Here is a 17596-nt window from a genome sequence, read left to right on the forward strand (position 1 = left end):
ACCCATTTTCCAGAAAAAAGAAGTAATTTTTATTCTTGATTCATAAAAGACTCTATTTCTTCTACTGTTCGGATGATGTCTTTTGATAGGACCTCATGACCATTCTCAGTTACTAGAACATCATCCTCGATCCGGATCCCGATTCCTTCCTCTTCAATATATAATCCAGGCTCAACAGTCAGAACCATTCCCGGTTGTAAAATAAGGTCGGTATATCTTCCAACATCATGTGTGTCAAGACCCAAAAAGTGACTGACACTATGATAATAGTAATTGGAAATTTCACTTTCTTCCTTAATCAAACCTGCTTTTAGACATTCTTCGGCAAGGACCTTCTTTGTATGTTTATTTAGTTCAGTAAACGGTAAACCTGGTTTGATTATTGCAGTTGTTTCTTTTAAGGCTTTGAGAACGATATTGTAAAATGTTTTTTGTTTCTCACTGAATTTTCCATTCAATGGGAACGTAAAACTGATATCCCCATTATAATATTGATATTGTGCCCCTAAATCTAGCAGGACCAGACTGCCGTTCTCAAGGGCTGAATCATTTTTGTCATAATGCAGGATGGTGCCATTTTTGCCGCTCGCAACAATAGACGGAAAGGCATAATCTCTTACGCCCTCTGACTTTAATGTAAAATCAAAGTAAGCCTCAAGTTCATATTCCTTGGCGGCTGTCTTTGCATGCCGCATTAGATTTTGAATTCCTTTATAGGTGATCTCAATTGCTTTCTTTATTTTGACAATTTCCTCAGGCGCTTTAAAAACGCGAAGAGCACAAATTTCAGGATACACATTATTTATTTGGAGATATGGATAACTAGCTTGAATTTTAGCTGCAAACTGTTGGCCAGCTGACATTGCCTGTTCCATTTCCCTTATCTCAAGGTCTAAATAAACATGTTGGAATGGAGTTGAAAACAGCAGTCTGGATAAAAATGCTTCAAATTGGTCAATAAATTGAATATTTCCGATTCCCGAGGACTCTTCAGCTTCTTCTAATGAGATGGACTTCCCTATCCATTTTTCCAGAACTGGATCCGATTTTTCGATAAAAAGATATTCTTCTATTTTATTATTAGTTTTATAGACAAAGAAGATATTTTTCGGTTCATCAATACCTGTCATGTAATAAAAATTTCGGTTTGGAACAAACTTATAGGTCTCATCTGCTGATTTTTGCGGGGATTTTCCGGCGAATAAAACCATAATCGAGCTATCTTCTAATTTATCATATAAACGTTGCCGATTATTTATAAAGAACTCCTTTTGCATGAGCTTCCCTCTTCTCTTGTATTCTCAAACGCTATGAAGATTCTGCCAATCATTTACTAAAGTCATTATATACTAATCAATCTTTAAATTGAAATGAGATGGCTTAGTCGGATTCATTTTTCCACCCCAAGTTCGTATCATTTTTAAATTCCTCTTTAATATATATAATATGTACTTCTTTCTAATTCAGCTTTTTTTCAGAAAACTACTCTTTACCTAAGCTCAATTAAACTATTTACCTAGTTAATGCGTACCCTTTTTCTCTGTTCAAAAAAATTTCATATCAAATTCATTTTTTTTTAAGATTTTCTTGTTAGTCTATAGAAGTTTTTTTTAATGGGTTTTGTATAACTTTTAGCTGCTGATTTAAGTTTGAGGGGGCTTCACTTTCCTCTCTAACCAAAAAGTGGTAAAATTAACAACGTTAAACACAGCCTGAAAATAATTAAGACGACATCCTGAGCTTTTTTCCACAGATGAAAATCTTAACAAAAAGAAGGTGATTTAATGCAGAATATCGTTCATTTTATAAAAAATGGAAAATTTCAAATTGGAATGATTTTATGTTTTTTGTTGCCGCCGGTTGGAATTCTGCTTTTGTTCTTGTTTGGTTTAGGAGCTATCTATGAAGGTTGGAAAGACCGGAAGTCATTTTCCTTTTCTTTCGTATCCATGGTCTTTTTCTTGCTTTTAGTTTCAACGGTTTGTGCATCATTTCAAATGGAGAATGCCTCCCTTTTAATCGGCAGTTTGATGGTACTGGGTTATTGGGGATTATATTTATTTGTTAGAAAAAATGGAACACGAATGGATTTCCATACCTTTAAATGGATCATTATTTTTGGTGGAATTTACAACTGTATCGTCGGTTGGACTATTCATTGGATAACCATTAACCCGCTTGTAGGCTTTTTAACTGGGACTACCCAATTGGGGGAAGCTGACAATTCTCGGCTTTTTGGCAGTTCCTATAATTCGAACTTTACTATGTATCTTCTATTGGTCGCTATCGCTTTTATGCTTGCTGAAATAAATGCTGTAATTAGGAAGAAAACTGTTCGACCTCTTTACTGGCAGATACCCCTATTATTGATTTTGATCTTTGGAGTTTTTTCCACTGGTTCTCGGGCCGGCTACATATCCATGATCATCGTTTTTATGCTGTTCTTTTTACGATTAAATAAAATCGTGTTTATGTCGGTATCTACTATGTTCATTGTTCTATTTAAAAAAATCTATGAGCTAATGCCGCGAAATGATAATGTCCTTTATTCCACTTATGGAAGAGAAAACATTTGGTCTAATTCTATCGAGTTATGGAAACAGCATTTCTTATTTGGTACCACTCCTCTTGGTTTTCGGAGTGAATATTTTAAACTTTTCAATGATGATATGGTTCACGCGCATAATTTATTCATTGGTTTTTTTGCAGAATATGGCATTGTAGGCGGAATCGCTTTACTGATTCTCCTGTTCTCCACAACCTATAAATTCATTATTCTATTGTTTTTAAAAAATAGAAATAAAGGGCTGTTCAATTATTTTCTGTTCAGTTTACCGATCATAGTGTTGACAGGCATATTGGATGAACCAACGTTTTCGCCGCAAATCGCTTTACTGACAGTCATTTTACTAAGTTACTGGAAACTATATACGAGCCAATACTCCGTTGCCTTTCTTAACGTTAAACTGAAAAAATTCAAAAAAATGCCATCTGGCGTTCCATTTCATAAAAAGTTTTATTAAAAATCTCAGCTTCATTGCATTTAAAATGGTTCGTTGTTACACTATTGTTGACCTAATAATCTATGAGGAGTAATACAATGATCATTAATAGAATTGGAAAAATTACTGTTTATGTAGAAGATCAGGAAGCAGCAAAAGATTTTTGGGTGAATAAGGTTGGATTTGTTTTAAAAATGGAACAACCTATGGGTCCAGACTTTTCATGGATCGAAGTAGGTCCAAGTGAAGATGAATTCACCACTTTAGTTCTCTACGCGAAAGAAGCCATGCAGAAGCAAAATCCCGCTGCCATCGCCCACCCTTCCATTCTTTTCAGCACAACGGATATTGAATCTGCTTATGAAAATCTGAAACAAAATGGTGTACAAGTGGGAGAAATGTTAAGATTGCCATTTGGAAATATGTTTTCATTTAAAGACCAGGACGGAAATGATTTCTTATTAAGAGAAGATAAATAGTTAATAGAGAAAGCAGGTCATTTTTACCGCTATTCGGTAAAAATGACCTGCTTTTGTTATGATTTCGAGTTAGCTTAACTGATACTTGCCATCATTTTTATCATTTCTTCAACCAGGAGTGGCACCTCATGAAAGGCGCTTTTTATATGAAGTCTTTCAGTGCGCTTATGCGCATCTTTACCAAATGGGCCAATATTCAGAACAGGTGCTTTGAGCTCAGCCATTTCGTCGAAAGGAATTTTATAACCTGCCCCCCAAATGGGTGTGTTTTCACTGAATACTGTCCATTCCTCCCCTGTATCCAAATAATTCACATAGCTAAGGTCACTGATTCCATTAAAATAGTGAACTTGTTTAACTGGAAGACCAAATTTCATTTGCGCTTGTTTTCTGACATAATCAATACAATTCTGCACTAGAACCTCATTGGAAGAGTTGACGGACGGATAATATGGCGGTGCATAGAGGATGATAATGGCAGGTGCAAGCTCCTGACACTGAATCAGCAGGGCATCTGCCATCCTGATTGATTTTTCGCGATCATCCCAAGTCATGTTTGATTGAATCGTCCATTTTATTTCCTCTACTGCATCCTGCCCTAATTTTCCTATTGCAAACTTTTTCAATTCCTCATAACGGACCACTCGGACTTCGCCCACAGGCTTCGTATTTTGACCGTCACAAATAGCTTTATACACCTGATTACATGCACGAGCAGCCTCTAAAGCAATTTTTTCAAATATATTCATAATTTCTTCGGAATTCCGATTCATTAAAAATACATTATATAAGGCAGATGATCGGTATGGGGTTTGTACTGAATACTCCATTCGCAAGTCTTTTTGCTGTAATGTAACAGGGAGTGGAGTTTTTTCTCCCATTACCATTTCTTGCAGCTCCACATTCCACTCCATTCTTTGGGTCAAAAATGAAGCAATAAAGGGTGCGGTAATCCCACTTAGAGGTTCCCCGACATGTGTCTCCTTACCGTAAAAAAGGGCAGCTGGCATGATTTTTCCAATAGATCCAGAATACACATAGTAATGTTGATCGCCTGGTTCCAGGGCAAAAACCGGCTCCCCGTTCAAGAAAAGACTGTAAGATAATTCGAACTCCTTCCTAAGTTCGAGCAATTTAGGAACGGCTGCCCGCATACCTGCTGAATTGACTTCCTCATCAGGAACTGAGAGCAATAGAAGATTAATAGGCCAATTCTCTATTGCCGCCTTTTCTAGCAAGCCCATGTGCATGACGAGCCCCATCTTCATATCCATCGTGCCGCGTCCAAATAAATATTCTCCGGATCTTAAATCCTTCTGAGCATCCACAGGAAGCTCTTCAATTTTCTCCAAAAGCCGTTTTGTTAACAATTCCGGTTGATACGCAAATTCCTCCAATTCTCCATATTCTTCCGTATTTACAGTATCAAAATGGCTGATCAGGACAATGGTATCTTCTGCTTTCGGATGTTTATATAAAGCTGTTAAAAAACGCCGGTCCAAATCCGCATCATATAGACGCAAGTGGTGAGGAAAGCTTTGATAATACGTCAGCTCCTTAAGTTTCCTGTAAATTTTCAAAGGAAACTCTCTTTCGCCATTTGTCAATGTCATACTCTTCCAGCTAACTAATTCACACAATAACTCTCTTAATTCTTCTGGTGTCCCCCACTTACGATGTTTCATATTACCTTGACTCCTTCTACAAGCATATTAGGTAACTGAATAATGGCAGTAGTTCAAGCACTCGATATTTGAAAGTGCGATCTTCCCCCATTTATCCCATTACAAATATGATGATCCCCCATTTTGAACGAAACTAGGATTCTGCTACTCTGATACTAAAACCTTAAAGAAAGACAACTCAAACCCCCATCAAGTTTCTGAAACTCTGACATTTCCAGCTCAATCGTTTGAAAACCTGCATCATTAATTTTTTGCTTTGTGATGGGATATCCTGCCGGAATAATGACGAAATCATTGATCCTGATACAATTAGCTGCATATTCCTCCTCCGGAGGGACGATAATTTTGGTATAACCAATAAAATCAGGATGGTCTATAAATTCTCCCGCTGCCACTACCGTTTGATTACCTAAATACGAAATACCTGTTTTAAGATGAAAGAATTTTTCAAGCGGGACGATGGTCGCCTTATAATGTTCCTTTTCCAATATCTCTTTTAATTGTTTTGCCCCTTCCAGGTTTGTCCGCGATGAAAGACCAATATAAAAGTGATCATCTACTTGCAAAATATCACCGCCTTCAAGTGTTCCAGGCGCCTGAATATAATAAATATTCCCGTAAAAAGACTTAATGGAGGGGATCATCCCATGTATCTCACCATTTCGTGTTGGAGCCCCAGGATTTGATATTATGGCGAATTCTGGGGTAAGTACAGCTGTATCCTCAACGAAGGTTGAGTCAGGAAAGTCCTCATTGCTCGGAAGAATCGTAACTTCAACTCCGCATGTTTTTAATGCTTCAATATAGGCTTGGTGCTGCTCCATTGCTTTTTCCAAATCAGGAGCCCCAAGATCAGATGTAGTTAATCCGTTTATATAACTTTTTCCAGGTGTTCGAACAATGACATTTTTAAACATATAATTTCACTCCTAAAATATTAATTGTGATTAATCACAAATATTCGATATGTCCGTTTGCCAGTTCCTTAATATGAGAGTTCATATCCCTCACACTTATAATCAGTGGCACCGGCCTTCAATAATTTGTTTTTTTGTAAAGGTTTCCATAAATTACAACACAGACTCGCTTCCTCAACTCCCATACATTTCAGCCTATACCTTCGCATTTCTCATCTGGACCTTCGATCAACTTAATGCTGCATTTGATCTTGCACTGCCAAAGAAATAAGAGCATTTGACGTGAATAGACACTGTTAAATCAGCGTCAACTGAATGAATAATCGACATCAGATGAAGTTAATCTTGGTTTTTTGTGTTCAACGATCACCAATTGCAACTTTCTATCCATAGATGATAACAATCAATTTTTTGTTTTTCCGCATTGTGGAATTGATTTTCATTTAATGGAATTTTATAATATGATATTATAAAATATAAAATATCATGTCAATATTTTTAGAATTTACAGATTATTCAAATGGGTGATTTTTAATGCAATCTATCGACCGAGCCATGCAAGTAATTCAAGCGCTGACGAAAAACGAAACAAAGATGTGGTATTCCATTACCGATTTATCAAAAGAATGTGAATTACCGGCCAGTACGATGCACCGGCTTTTACAATCCATGAAAAAGCATGAACTCATCCAGCAAGATCCCAAATCAAAGCTTTATTCAATGGGAAATGCCTGGCTGGAATACGGACTGAAGATGTATGACAGTATCGATTTTGTCGCAATAATTCGGCCTGAAATGGAAAAATTAATGCATGAGGTGGAAGAAAGTGTTTATTTCAGCAAGCCGATCGGGTTGGAAGCATTAATAGTGGAAAGAATTGATTGTCAGCATAACCCCATCCGCATCTATGACCAATTGGGTTTAAGAATTCCGCTAAATATTGGTGCTGCTAATAAAGTTATGTTGGCTAACATGCCTCAAAGTGAAGCAATAAATATTGTCCATTCCCTCGTACCAAATGAGGAACAGGACGAATTTATAACCATATTAAGTGAAATCCGCCGCAAAGGCTTCGGAGAAAGTCATGGGGAAAAAACGCCGGGAACTTCTTCAGTTGCCGCTCCGTTATTTAACAACAAAAATGAACTGATAGGTGCAATAAGTATCGGTTACATCAATTTTAAAGTAACAGATGAAAGGCAAAACTATTTAATTGAAAAAATAATCGAATATGGATGGCGAATTTCTTCTAAATTGGGCAGTAAATAGCTGATATGTTGGTTTCAAACCTATGTTTATAAAATAACAAATGATACAAGATGCTCAATTAATGAACCAAGACAAAAGACCGTATTGAAAAATCCAGGCTTTTGTCTTTGGCTATACCTATTCGTTGCATTTTTTCGGTGTCGAGCCACTGGTTGCTTTTCAAACCGTATTTTCGATCATTTCTTCAATTCCAAGCCCTCATCGAGAAAAGCTTCGGTTTCGATTATATATCTCCAGGCTTATCACACATACAAATAATCCTTCAAGCTTTTATTTAAAATCACAATAAATCCCACATCCTCTACTCCTAATAGGCATACCGGCGTTTATTTCCTTTTAAACATGCTATAATAGTCAATGATCATTACATTGTGAAAATATTCATCGTACAAGGAGCGTGTTTTATGGCTTACAAAGCAGTCATCTTAGATATAGACGGAACCATTCTCCCGCACGGAAAAACGATCAGCATCGCCACAAAGGATGCGATCGAGCGGTTAAAAGAACACAATATGAAGGTTTTGATTGCAACTGGGAGAGCTCCCTATTTTTCTGATGTCGTTATCAAGGATATAGGCGTTGAATCCATGGTATTTTTTAACGGAGCGTATGCCCAGCATGAAGGTAAAGAAATTCACAAAAATACAATCGATAAACAAATATTAAATAATGTTCATATGCTGGCTCAGGATTATCAACATCCTCTTACTTTTTTAAGCGGCAGCCATTTTAAAGCAACAAATCTGGAACATCCTTTTGTAAAGGAAGCCTACCTTCATGACGCATGGAAGCCCGATCTGGCACCGTCTCAATATTGGATGGAACAAGATATCTACCAATTATTCCTTCACTGTGATACAGAGGAAGAACTCCCCTATCAGTCGAAGATTCCAGAATTAGATTTTAGAAGATGGACTTCAGCAGATGCAAAGACCTGTGATGTGAATTTATCCAATTCAAACAAAGCGGTGGGCTTGACAAAACTGCTAGAAAAACTGGGCATAGCCCCAGACGAAACAGTTGCGTTTGGCGATGGCTTAAATGATATGGAAATGTTAACAATGGCTGGAATGGGTGTAGCTATGGGCTCAGCCCGTGATGAGGTTAAACAGGCGGCTAATATGGTAACACTCACAGCAGAAGAAGACGGGGTTCGTCACGGACTTAAACAGCTTGGTTTAATTTAATAAGAATAAGAAAAGGTTTAGCAATGGCGTGCTAAACCTTTTTTCAAATCCTTTTACTGTGGTTGTGTTACTTTTCTCAATTCTTTCCTTCTAATTGGCGCCTTTTCTTTTGCTGGTTTACCTGTGCGGATAAAGAAAGATAAAATAAAGGCAGCTATGGACAAATAAGTCGCAATCATAAAGGCATCATTAATCCCCATTACGGTACCTTGTTTTATGACAGCAGCCATGTGAATCTTATCAGTAGGTAAAATATGCTGCTGACTCATGATGGTTTTCACATGCACTTCTCCCTGATTAGTCATGACTGAGACGAAAAAGGCCATGCCAACAGCCCCAGCAACCATTCTAAACGTGTTAATCATCGCAGTTCCATATTTATTTAAACTTAAACCCAAATCGTTCAAACCTGCTGTAAAAATGGGCATCATCAGAATAGACATGCCAAACATTCTGGCTGTATACACCCATAGGACATAAGAAAATGGCGTATCGGTTTGAAGTCTTGTTAATGCATAGGTAGTCAGAATGGTGATCGCCAAACCTGTTAAAGCCAGCCATTTAGCCCCATATTTATCAAAAAGCTTTCCTGTAATAGGTGACATAATTCCCATTACCACCCCGCCAGGCAAAAGCATAAATCCTGCTTCAAGAGGACTGAAACCATGAATATTTTGCATATAAATTGGCATTAGGATCATTCCTGAAAACATGGCCATCGTAACAATTACGTTTATAATGGTAGTTAAAGTAAACATTTTATACTTGAAAATCCTGAATTCTAAGATAGGATGTTTGACCGTCAGCTGACGCCAGACAAACAGGATAAGGCTTAAACCGCCAATAATAAACAAAGTAACAACTTCAGGGTCACCCCACCCTTTTATTCCTCCTGTGGAAAAGCTATAAAGAATTCCTCCAAATCCAATCGTGGATAAAATGACACCCAACACATCCAGTTTTGGACGGCTCGTTTCGGTTACATTTTTTACAAGAAAAATAGCGACCACAAAGTCTATAATCGCAAATGGAGTTATGATATAAAACATGGTATGCCAAGAATAGGTTTCAATAATCCATCCGGCCCAAGTCGGCCCAATTGCCGGAGCGAAGTTCATTGCTACCCCGAAAAGGCCCATGGCAAATCCCCTCCGCTCTAGAGGGAAAATCGTGAAAATGACATTTGTAATTAACGGAAAAAGAATCCCTGCGCCAATGGCCTGAATAACCCTGCCGCCTAAAATAACAGTAAAACTAGGAGCTATTGCACAAATAAAAGTGCCTATTGCGAATACGCCCATGGAAAATAAGAATAATTGTCTCGTGGTAAACCGTTCCATCAAAAAGGCCGTAATCGGTATAACAATCCCGTTTGTTAACAAAAAGATCGTACTCAGCCAGTTGGCAGTGGCAGCTGAAATGTTAAAGGAACTCATGATTTGCGGTAAGGCCACATTAATAACGGTTTGATTTAAAAATGCGATAAAACCTCCGGCAAGAAGTACGGTAAAAATAGGTGCTGTCCGAATATGCTTCGTTGATTCTTTCGTTCTGTCCAAGAAATGATTCCCCCTTTGAAGATCACGTACTACAAATAAATATCCCAAAAAAACTAGAAGTTCGTTGAAACATGACCGTTGAATGTTTAATCAGTGGAACAACTTTTTTATTCGACTGAGGATTTACCAATTATATCTTGGAGTTCGGGTGCAGTGTCAAACCATTTGCTTAGCTACAAGAAATTTTAGGTCCCCTAAATATTTTTTAACAGAATATATTTTGATTTCCTACTTGATATTATTTAAAAAAACTTATATTCCATGTATTTAAAAATACTAAAATTTATTGTATTTTAAACATTAGCGATAAATTTCAACTTAGAAAGGCAATTTGACGTGGAAACTATCATATTTTTATTATTTTTTGGCTTCATTACTGCATTTGTTGACTCCATAGCTGGCGGCGGAGGTTTAATTTCAGTACCCGCCTTATTATCAGTTGGACTTTCTCCGCAAATGGTTCTTGGCACCAATAAATTACAAGGGTCCATCGCATCGGTTATTAGTTCGTATGAATATATTCGTTCCGGCAAAGTGAATAGGAAATTAATGATCAGAATCATCCCATTGGTAGTGATCGGAGCCAGTTTCGGCGTTGTAACTGTTCGAGTTTTGCCTAACGAATGGCTTAAACCCATTATTGTTGTCTTATTGGTTTTCGTTCTCGCCTATACATTATTAAAAAAAGACTTCGGAAAATTTGAAAATCCCAAACCATTAACGATAGGTTTGCTATCTTACTTGATGGTAATGTGTACAATCATCGGATTTTACGATGGTTTCTTTGGTCCTGGAACTGGGGCCTTTCTACTTTTTGTGTTTTTGTTTACAGGTGTTAATTTTGTCAGTGCTCAGGCCAATGCCAAAATTCTGAACACTACCAGTAACATCGTTTCCCTCATCATTTTTATCAAATTCGGATATGTCCATTATCAATATGGATTGGTAATGGCTGCGTCCGGAATTGTTGGGGCGATAGTGGGAACCAAGGTTGCTGTAACAAAGGGCAGTATGTTTGTAAAACCCCTCTTTTTCATCATGACAGTCTGGTTGATTTTCAAACAGATATTAAGTTTTTTTGGATAAAAAAACGAACTGTTACATGTCAGTTCGTTTTTTGTTTTATTTAATGATTGTCTCTGTTAAACATGGCTGTTGATTTCCGCTTCAGACACTTCGCTCCAATCAACAAAGTGTAAAATCAATAATGAACTTTAACGTTTCCTAATGATTAAAAGCCCCAGAAGGATCGTAATTCTTGAAATCAATTTCCGTTTCCTTTCCAAGTACGAGTTTTGCAAGCTCTGCGCCCAGATATGGACCACTTGTTAACCCGGAAGAGCCTAAACCATTGGCTATGTATATCCCTTCAAAATGTGGAAGCTGGCCGGCGATTGGCAAAAAGCCTGGAGTAAATGGACGAAACCCTACCCTTGTTTCTAGAAACGTGCTGTTGGATAACCCAGGGGCCGTTTCTAACACCTTTCCTAATATCTCTCCGATCCCTCCCGCAGTAGGACTGGTATCAAAACCTGCCTCATTTTCATGAGTCGAGCCAACCACCACCCGCCCGTTATGAAAGGCAAGAATATACTGGTTATTCGGGGGCATTACTACCGGCCACGAATTTGTATTGGTGGCCGGCACCATTAAGTGAATAATTTGCGCTTTTTGCGGTCTCACTAAAAAGTCTACTCCAATCGGTTGTAGAAGCTGTTTAGACCAAGCGCCAGCTGTGTCGATGACCTGCTCTGCATATAGAAGGTTACCATCGCAGCGAACACCAATGACTTTGTTCCCTTCTCTTACAATTTGTGCATCTCCTTTTAGAAAGGCGGCGCCATGTTTGTTGGCAGCTTGAATTAATGCGTTTCTTAACGCTCTTCCATTTACCCGTGCTGCGCCGCCGACATAGACTGATCCCCACGTTTCAGCTAATAGCGGAAATTGTTGGATTGTTTCAGCCGGAGTCAATATGGCTACCTCACCAATTTCAGGAGCATCTTCTCGCCTTTTAATCGTCCGCTCGGCCATCTGCTCCAATTTATTTGGATCATGGTGAAGACTTAAAGCTCCTACACGTTTATAGCCTGTATCTGTTTCCCCTATTGCTTCTAACTGGGAAATTAAATCAGGATAATAGCGTGCACCTCCCTTTGCTAATTGGTACCAAGATTGATTGCGCCTCTGGGAAATCCATGGGCATACAATTCCCGCTGCTGCATCTGTCGCTTGCCCAGGATCCTCCCGGTCTATTAATGTAACCTTTGCCCCGAGCTTAACGAGATGATAGGCAGCAGATGCCCCCAAAATCCCAGCTCCTATCACAATGATACTTTGCATACTACACCCTTTTTCTATTAGTGAAATACATTTAATGTCATCTATTTCTTTCAATCCATCTCACTCGCCAAGATCTGGGTAATGTTCCAATCAAGGTCTAAATTCAGCCTATTGGAATAATGACTTCAATGATGGTTCCCTCTTCATCACTCCAGAAATGGACACTGCCATTATGGTTTTCAATAATTTGTTTGGAAATCATGATACCCAATCCAGTGCCGTTCCCCTTCGTTGTAAAAAATGGTTCGCCAATCCGCTTCAATATATCCTGAGGAATTCCAATTCCTGTATCTTTGAAGAATATTTTCACTTTAGCGTCACAAATTCGTTTGATTTCAATTGTAATCTTTCCGCCAGTCGGCATAGCTTCAATGGCATTTTTTAAAAAATTGATAAACACTTGTTTTAACTGATTCTTATCACACTTAATTTTTAAATTCTCGCATTCATTGACAATTTCAATATGAACGTTATTCATGATGGCTTGGGTATCAATCAAAGTTTTTACCTCATCAATCAAAGAATGCATGTTCACTGTTTCAAACTTTAAATGGTGGGGTTTGGCAAGAACCAATAATTCACTTAATATGAGTTCAATTCGGTCCATCTCAGATTGAATAATTTCAAAATACGCTTTTTCCTCAGCTTGAGACTCTATTAATTGAAGAAAACCTTTGATGGCCGTAAGGGGGTTTCGGACTTCATGCGCAATCCCAGCTGCCAGTTGTCCGGCAATGGTTAATTTTTCAGAATTTAAAAGAAGTTCTTGGGTTTTTTTCCTTTCCGTTATATCACGGATAATAAAATACTGGGCTGTTTGTCGTTGAAAAAAAGTGGGAATTCCTTTTATTTCTGCTTCAAAAGTGGTATGGTCCAATCGAATGAGTCTAAATTGTTTAAATTCAGTAGATTCACCTTCGAGTACCTTTTTGACTCGATCTCTAGCTACATCGTGGTAATCAGAATGGATAAAATCTAAAAGCGATTTTGAAAGAATTTGCTCATGATCAGTGGCACCTAATAAATTTGCTCCTGTTTCATTTATATACAAAATTTTCTCTCTTTGAGCAATGATAACAGCATCTGGAGAATGCTCAACCAAATCCTTATAAGCCTTTTTACGGCTCCCCAATTCATATTCTGCTATTTTTCTTTCTGTTATATCTCTAATAACACTTACAACTTCTAGAATATTTCTTGTATCGTGGTCAATGATCGGGCTAAAAAATGTTTCAACCCATATAGAAGATCCATCCTTTTTAAAAAGACGAAAAGTGCTTCTTCTATTTTCAAGGTTTGTTAGGACTGTTTCACGCTCAAAAAGGGCTTTTTCCAAATCCTCATGATGCAGCAACATGGAAAAATGCTGCCCTATCAATTCATCCGCAGTAAAACCCAATATATATTCAATAGAAGGCGAAACATAAAGAATTTCTCCTAATAAATTCGTGCTTAAAATAATATCTAAAACATGATCTGTTAAGATACGATGAAATTCTTCCATTTTTCTAACTTCGGCCTTTGCCCTTTTTAAATGGGTAATATCTTTGGCCACAGCGTAAATCCCAATAATTTTGTCATCAACCGATATTGGAATATTGGTTATGTTTAAGTCAACGAATTGCTCATCTTTTGTTTGCATGAAACAATCGAAGTTTTGGACTTGTCCTAAAGAGGCTTTATGAAAATGATGAAAAATTTTATCCAAGCTTTCAATAGGAAAAAGCCTTTGTAACTTCAATTGGACTGACTCTGCTATTGTGTAACCGGATAGGTTTTCAAATACTGAATTCACTTTAAGGATATGACCTTCTAAATCTAGAAGTAAAATGGCGTCTGGGTTGGAATGAAACACAGTTTGATTATTACTCAGCGTTTCCGTTATGTATTTATCTAATAATTGCCGTTTATCACTTTTTATTTCTTGAATAGGACTCTTCATCTCTCTTCCTTCGTCCCTTCCCCCTATTTTTATATGTAAATCATCAATTGGTCATCATTAAAAATATCATTTTTTTGAAATAACTTTTCAGCATTCATTATACCTTTTTTGGCCTCTGAGGAATATCATTTACTAATTTTACTATTATTTTAAATTTTCCTAAAAATACTTTCAATATATTCCCTGTTTTTCCTTCTTTTTTACGATACCTCTAGAAATATTATACTTTCGAAAAAAAGAAACTGTCGTAAGCAGTATTTAAATTCTCCATTTATCTTCTAGAAACATCTATATTCTTGTATTATATAGTATTTCAATTAGAAAAGTTGGATATTTGATTTGCTTTCAAACTTGGTAAGTTTTTGATTTCTTAATCGAATTTGACTACATTGTCTTTTCGATTTTTATCGAATAAAAGACCCATGCCTTTTAAACCTAGGAAAATACAGAAGAAGAATCATTTGGGACAAAAGGATTAAATACAATGAAAAACCGAATAGAATAAAGTCTTTGATATAAAACTATATGAAAACCAATAAAGGAGTACATCCATGGGAATCATTAAGCCGATCAAGGTAGGCAACAGTAAAACAAACGTTAATCAAAAATTGACTTCAGTAGAAATGGGAAAACTTTGGGCTACCTATATGGGGAACAGCATGTCCAAATGCATCTTGTCCTATTATCTTCAACACTGTGACGATGATGAAATAAAAATGTTACTAAAAAACGCCTTAAATTTAAGTACAGATTTTATGAAAAGGATTGAAGAAATTTTCACAAAAGAAAATTTCCCAATCCCTCATGGTTTTACCGATGAAGATATTAATCTTGAAGCTCCCAGGTTATTTGAAGATGAATTCTATGTGCATTACCTGAAATATGCGTCTAAAGCAGGATTAAGTATCTATGGTGTAGCGATTCCAATTGTTTACCGAGAAGATGTAAAAGAATTTTTTCTATATTGCTTAGAAACCACTACGGATTTAATTCAACAGATTAATGAAATATTAATGGGAAAAGGGTTTATTATCAAACCGCCATTGATCCCGATACCAGAAAAAGTAGAATTTGTTCATAAAGATTTTTTAAACGGTTTTTTTGGACATGTACGCCATTTACACGCTCTCGAAATTGCACATCTATACGATAATATTGAGAATAACGTGACATCTAAAGCCCTAATTTCGGGTTTTAGTCAGGTAGTCAAATCAAAAGACATCAGAGACTTGTTTATCCGGGGAAGAGAGTTGACCCATAAAAGTGTTGAACGATATATGGAAAAATTACATGAAGAAGACTTGCCTGCACCAACTTTTCTCGATCATTTAGTAACAACTTCCACGTTTTCGCCTTTTTCAGATAAGATTATGTTATTTCATAAGACGGATATGTTTTCAATGAAAATCAGGGCATTCGGAAATTCCATGGCTGTTAATGGAAGACATGATATAGGACTGCTTTATACCAGATCCTTAATGAGCATCTCTCAATTTGTTGAAGACGCTGCAAAGATTATGATAGAAAACGGTTGGATGGAACAGCCGCCTAGAGCTGTGGATCGGGACCATCTTTCCTAATCATCTTTGATAAACGCAACAATTGACCAAATTCTGATTTTTCCCTCCATCCTGATAGGAAGTTGCACATTCTCTGTCAGTCCAATATAAGGTCTGCTCGGGAGGTATATGTTTTGGAACATACTTGGTTTTCATTATTACCCTTTCTTATTGTTATTGCAATGTCTATTTGGTTAAAAAATATCTTGCCAGGACTTGTTGTAGGGCTACTTGCAGGCTCCATTCTTGTGAAGTCCGCTGTATTGCCGGGCATTTATCAAGCTGTATCTTACATCGTCACTACACTATCCAGCCCTTCAAATATGAAAATTATTGGATTTCTTTATTTATTTGGCGGACTTGTCGGGATGATGAATATATCTGGGGGCATTAAAGGTTTTTCAGAATGGATCGGAGCGAAAATCAAAACTGAACGCGGCCTTCTTGGACTGATATGGTTTACACTTCCCTTCACATTTATGATGCCGATGTTTCGGATTATGATGATCGGACCTGTCGTTAAATCCATTGCAAAAAAAATGAACTTGCCGAAGCAAAAAGTAGGTTTAACCATGGATATTTCAACAGAATCGGTCATCGTTCTTTTGCCCGTTGCTACCGCATTTGTCGGCTTTATGTTGTCATTGGTGGAAGGAAGTATCCGAAAACTTCATACTCCCATGTCAGCCTATCATGTATTTTTATTAAGTATTCTATTTAATTTTTTTGCCATTTCGATGTTGTGTATAGGGATCATCCAAACATTCTGGAGACCCCAAAAAAACCAGGATACAAATCAATTAGAACATTCACTTGTTGATCATGAAGGAAATGATTTACATAGAAGCGGGATTCAGAAAGAACTTTCTATGGTAAAAGCACAACCTTGGAATTTGATATTTCCTGTATTTTTGCTATTGGGTTTATCGCTCTATTTATTATGGAGAGACGGAACAGGAAAAGGAGCGCGTTCCATATTTGAAGCTTTTTCGAAGGCAGATGCCACGTTTGTTATGTTTTTAGCCGTTTTTGTAACTCTAGTTTTAACTTTTTTATTGTATGTGTTGAGACATCTCTCGTTAAACGAAATCCTGTTTCATTTCTATGATGGAGGGAATCAGATGATGGAAGCCATCAGTTTACTTGTCCTGATCTGGTCTCTAACAATCTCAGCACAAGCCCTTGGATTTTCAGCCTTTATTAGTTCCACACTTGGGGCATTCCTTCCGGCGTTTTTGACCCCGGCAACGATATTCTTACTTGGGGCTGCTGTTGGTTACTTTATTGGCTCATCGTGGGGTACTTGGGGATTGTTTATGCCTTTAGGAGTATCACTAGCAGTCTCTACCGGTGCTTCCATTCCTCTAACGGTTGGTGCTGTATTTGCAAGCGGAGCTTTTGGGGCACTCACATCACCATTGGGTGACACGACCATTACGACAGCTTCCATTCTTGATTTACCGCTTGTGGATTACGCCCGTTTCAAACTAAAGATTGCTGCATTAGGAGCAGGAATTGCGATTGTTTTATATATCGCTGGAGGATTTTTGATCAGATAGATCCCATTAAAAACTTGAGGTATAACAAAATACCGGCCTGCTATCCCAATGGACCTTTTTTGTCCGATCGATAGCACAGCCGGTAATTTAAGAAA

At 37.4% G+C, this 17596-nt stretch carries 13 protein-coding genes; 7 read left to right on the forward strand and 6 right to left on the reverse strand.

Going from position 1 to position 17596, the window contains the following annotated elements:
* Positions 1–29 precede the first annotated feature (29 nt).
* Positions 30–1277, reverse strand: coding sequence for an aminopeptidase P family protein (locus HPT25_RS22320; RefSeq protein WP_173069455.1), 1248 nt, complete (start codon positions 1275–1277; stop codon positions 30–32).
* A 507-nt stretch (positions 1278–1784) separates the two neighbouring features.
* Between HPT25_RS22320 and HPT25_RS22325 the strand changes: the two genes are divergently transcribed.
* Both HPT25_RS22325 and HPT25_RS22330 read left to right on the forward strand, forming a co-directional pair.
* Positions 1785–3023, forward strand: a complete 1239-nt coding sequence (locus HPT25_RS22325) for an O-antigen ligase family protein (RefSeq protein WP_173069458.1) — start codon at positions 1785–1787, stop codon at positions 3021–3023.
* A 77-nt stretch (positions 3024–3100) separates the two neighbouring features.
* The gene (locus HPT25_RS22330) at positions 3101–3481 is read left to right on the forward strand and encodes a VOC family protein (protein WP_217269798.1); all 381 of its coding nucleotides are present in this window, start codon (positions 3101–3103) and stop codon (positions 3479–3481) included.
* 74 nt (positions 3482–3555) lie between these two features.
* Here HPT25_RS22330 and HPT25_RS22335 read toward each other — a convergent pair whose 3' ends face one another.
* Positions 3556–5166 carry a M20/M25/M40 family metallo-hydrolase gene (locus HPT25_RS22335; protein ID WP_173069461.1) on the reverse strand — a complete coding sequence of 537 codons (1611 nt, stop codon included), beginning with the start codon at positions 5164–5166 and terminating at the stop codon, positions 3556–3558.
* A gap of 155 nt (positions 5167–5321) precedes the next feature.
* Positions 5322–6083, reverse strand: coding sequence for a dimethylarginine dimethylaminohydrolase family protein (locus tag HPT25_RS22340; RefSeq protein WP_173069464.1), 762 nt, complete (start codon positions 6081–6083; stop codon positions 5322–5324).
* Positions 6084–6617: 534 nt separating this feature from the next.
* On the opposite strand from HPT25_RS22340, the gene HPT25_RS22345 reads away from it, so the two are divergent.
* Both HPT25_RS22345 and HPT25_RS22350 read left to right on the forward strand, forming a co-directional pair.
* Positions 6618–7352 (forward strand): IclR family transcriptional regulator, encoded by a 735-nt coding sequence (locus HPT25_RS22345; protein ID WP_173069466.1) that lies wholly within the window; start codon positions 6618–6620, stop codon positions 7350–7352.
* A gap of 404 nt (positions 7353–7756) precedes the next feature.
* Complete coding sequence (locus HPT25_RS22350) at positions 7757–8539, forward strand: Cof-type HAD-IIB family hydrolase (protein WP_173069469.1); 783 nt, start codon at positions 7757–7759, stop codon at positions 8537–8539.
* 53 nt (positions 8540–8592) lie between these two features.
* Here the strand turns inward: HPT25_RS22350 and HPT25_RS22355 are convergent, their stop codons facing one another.
* Complete coding sequence (locus HPT25_RS22355; protein WP_173069471.1) at positions 8593–10098, reverse strand: DHA2 family efflux MFS transporter permease subunit; 1506 nt, start codon at positions 10096–10098, stop codon at positions 8593–8595.
* A gap of 336 nt (positions 10099–10434) precedes the next feature.
* On the opposite strand from HPT25_RS22355, the gene HPT25_RS22360 reads away from it, so the two are divergent.
* Complete coding sequence (locus HPT25_RS22360) at positions 10435–11184, forward strand: TSUP family transporter (protein ID WP_173069473.1); 750 nt, start codon at positions 10435–10437, stop codon at positions 11182–11184.
* A gap of 138 nt (positions 11185–11322) precedes the next feature.
* Here the strand turns inward: HPT25_RS22360 and HPT25_RS22365 are convergent, their stop codons facing one another.
* Positions 11323–12441: an NAD(P)/FAD-dependent oxidoreductase gene (locus HPT25_RS22365; RefSeq protein WP_173069475.1), complete on the reverse strand. Its 1119-nt coding sequence runs from the start codon at positions 12439–12441 to the stop codon at positions 11323–11325.
* A 103-nt stretch (positions 12442–12544) separates the two neighbouring features.
* Positions 12545–14383 carry a PAS domain S-box protein gene (locus HPT25_RS22370; RefSeq protein ID WP_173069478.1) on the reverse strand — a complete coding sequence of 613 codons (1839 nt, stop codon included), beginning with the start codon at positions 14381–14383 and terminating at the stop codon, positions 12545–12547.
* 551 nt (positions 14384–14934) lie between these two features.
* Between HPT25_RS22370 and HPT25_RS22375 the strand changes: the two genes are divergently transcribed.
* Both HPT25_RS22375 and HPT25_RS22380 read left to right on the forward strand, forming a co-directional pair.
* Positions 14935–15963, forward strand: a complete 1029-nt coding sequence (locus HPT25_RS22375; protein WP_173069480.1) for a DUF3231 family protein — start codon at positions 14935–14937, stop codon at positions 15961–15963.
* Positions 15964–16076: 113 nt separating this feature from the next.
* Positions 16077–17501, forward strand: a complete 1425-nt coding sequence (locus HPT25_RS22380; RefSeq protein WP_173069482.1) for a Na+/H+ antiporter NhaC family protein — start codon at positions 16077–16079, stop codon at positions 17499–17501.
* The last annotated feature ends 95 nt before the right edge of the window (positions 17502–17596 follow it).

The sequence above is a fragment of the Neobacillus endophyticus genome (assembly GCF_013248975.1).
Lineage (GTDB): Bacteria > Bacillota > Bacilli > Bacillales > Cytobacillaceae > Neobacillus > Neobacillus endophyticus.

Bases quoted from the DNA above. Each gene is read 5' to 3' on its own strand.
- HPT25_RS22320 (WP_173069455.1), bottom strand. From the start codon at position 1,277: ATGCAAAAGGAGTTCTTTATAAATAATCGGCAACGTTTATATGATAAA.
- HPT25_RS22325 (WP_173069458.1), top strand. From the start codon at position 1,785: ATGCAGAATATCGTTCATTTTATAAAAAATGGAAAATTTCAAATTGGA.
- HPT25_RS22330 (WP_217269798.1), top strand. From the start codon at position 3,101: ATGATCATTAATAGAATTGGAAAAATTACTGTTTATGTAGAAGATCAG.
- HPT25_RS22335 (WP_173069461.1), bottom strand. From the start codon at position 5,166: ATGAAACATCGTAAGTGGGGGACACCAGAAGAATTAAGAGAGTTATTG.
- HPT25_RS22340 (WP_173069464.1), bottom strand. From the start codon at position 6,083: ATGTTTAAAAATGTCATTGTTCGAACACCTGGAAAAAGTTATATAAAC.
- HPT25_RS22345 (WP_173069466.1), top strand. From the start codon at position 6,618: ATGCAATCTATCGACCGAGCCATGCAAGTAATTCAAGCGCTGACGAAA.
- HPT25_RS22350 (WP_173069469.1), top strand. From the start codon at position 7,757: ATGGCTTACAAAGCAGTCATCTTAGATATAGACGGAACCATTCTCCCG.
- HPT25_RS22365 (WP_173069475.1), bottom strand. From the start codon at position 12,441: ATGCAAAGTATCATTGTGATAGGAGCTGGGATTTTGGGGGCATCTGCT.
- HPT25_RS22370 (WP_173069478.1), bottom strand. From the start codon at position 14,383: ATGAAGAGTCCTATTCAAGAAATAAAAAGTGATAAACGGCAATTATTA.
- HPT25_RS22375 (WP_173069480.1), top strand. From the start codon at position 14,935: ATGGGAATCATTAAGCCGATCAAGGTAGGCAACAGTAAAACAAACGTT.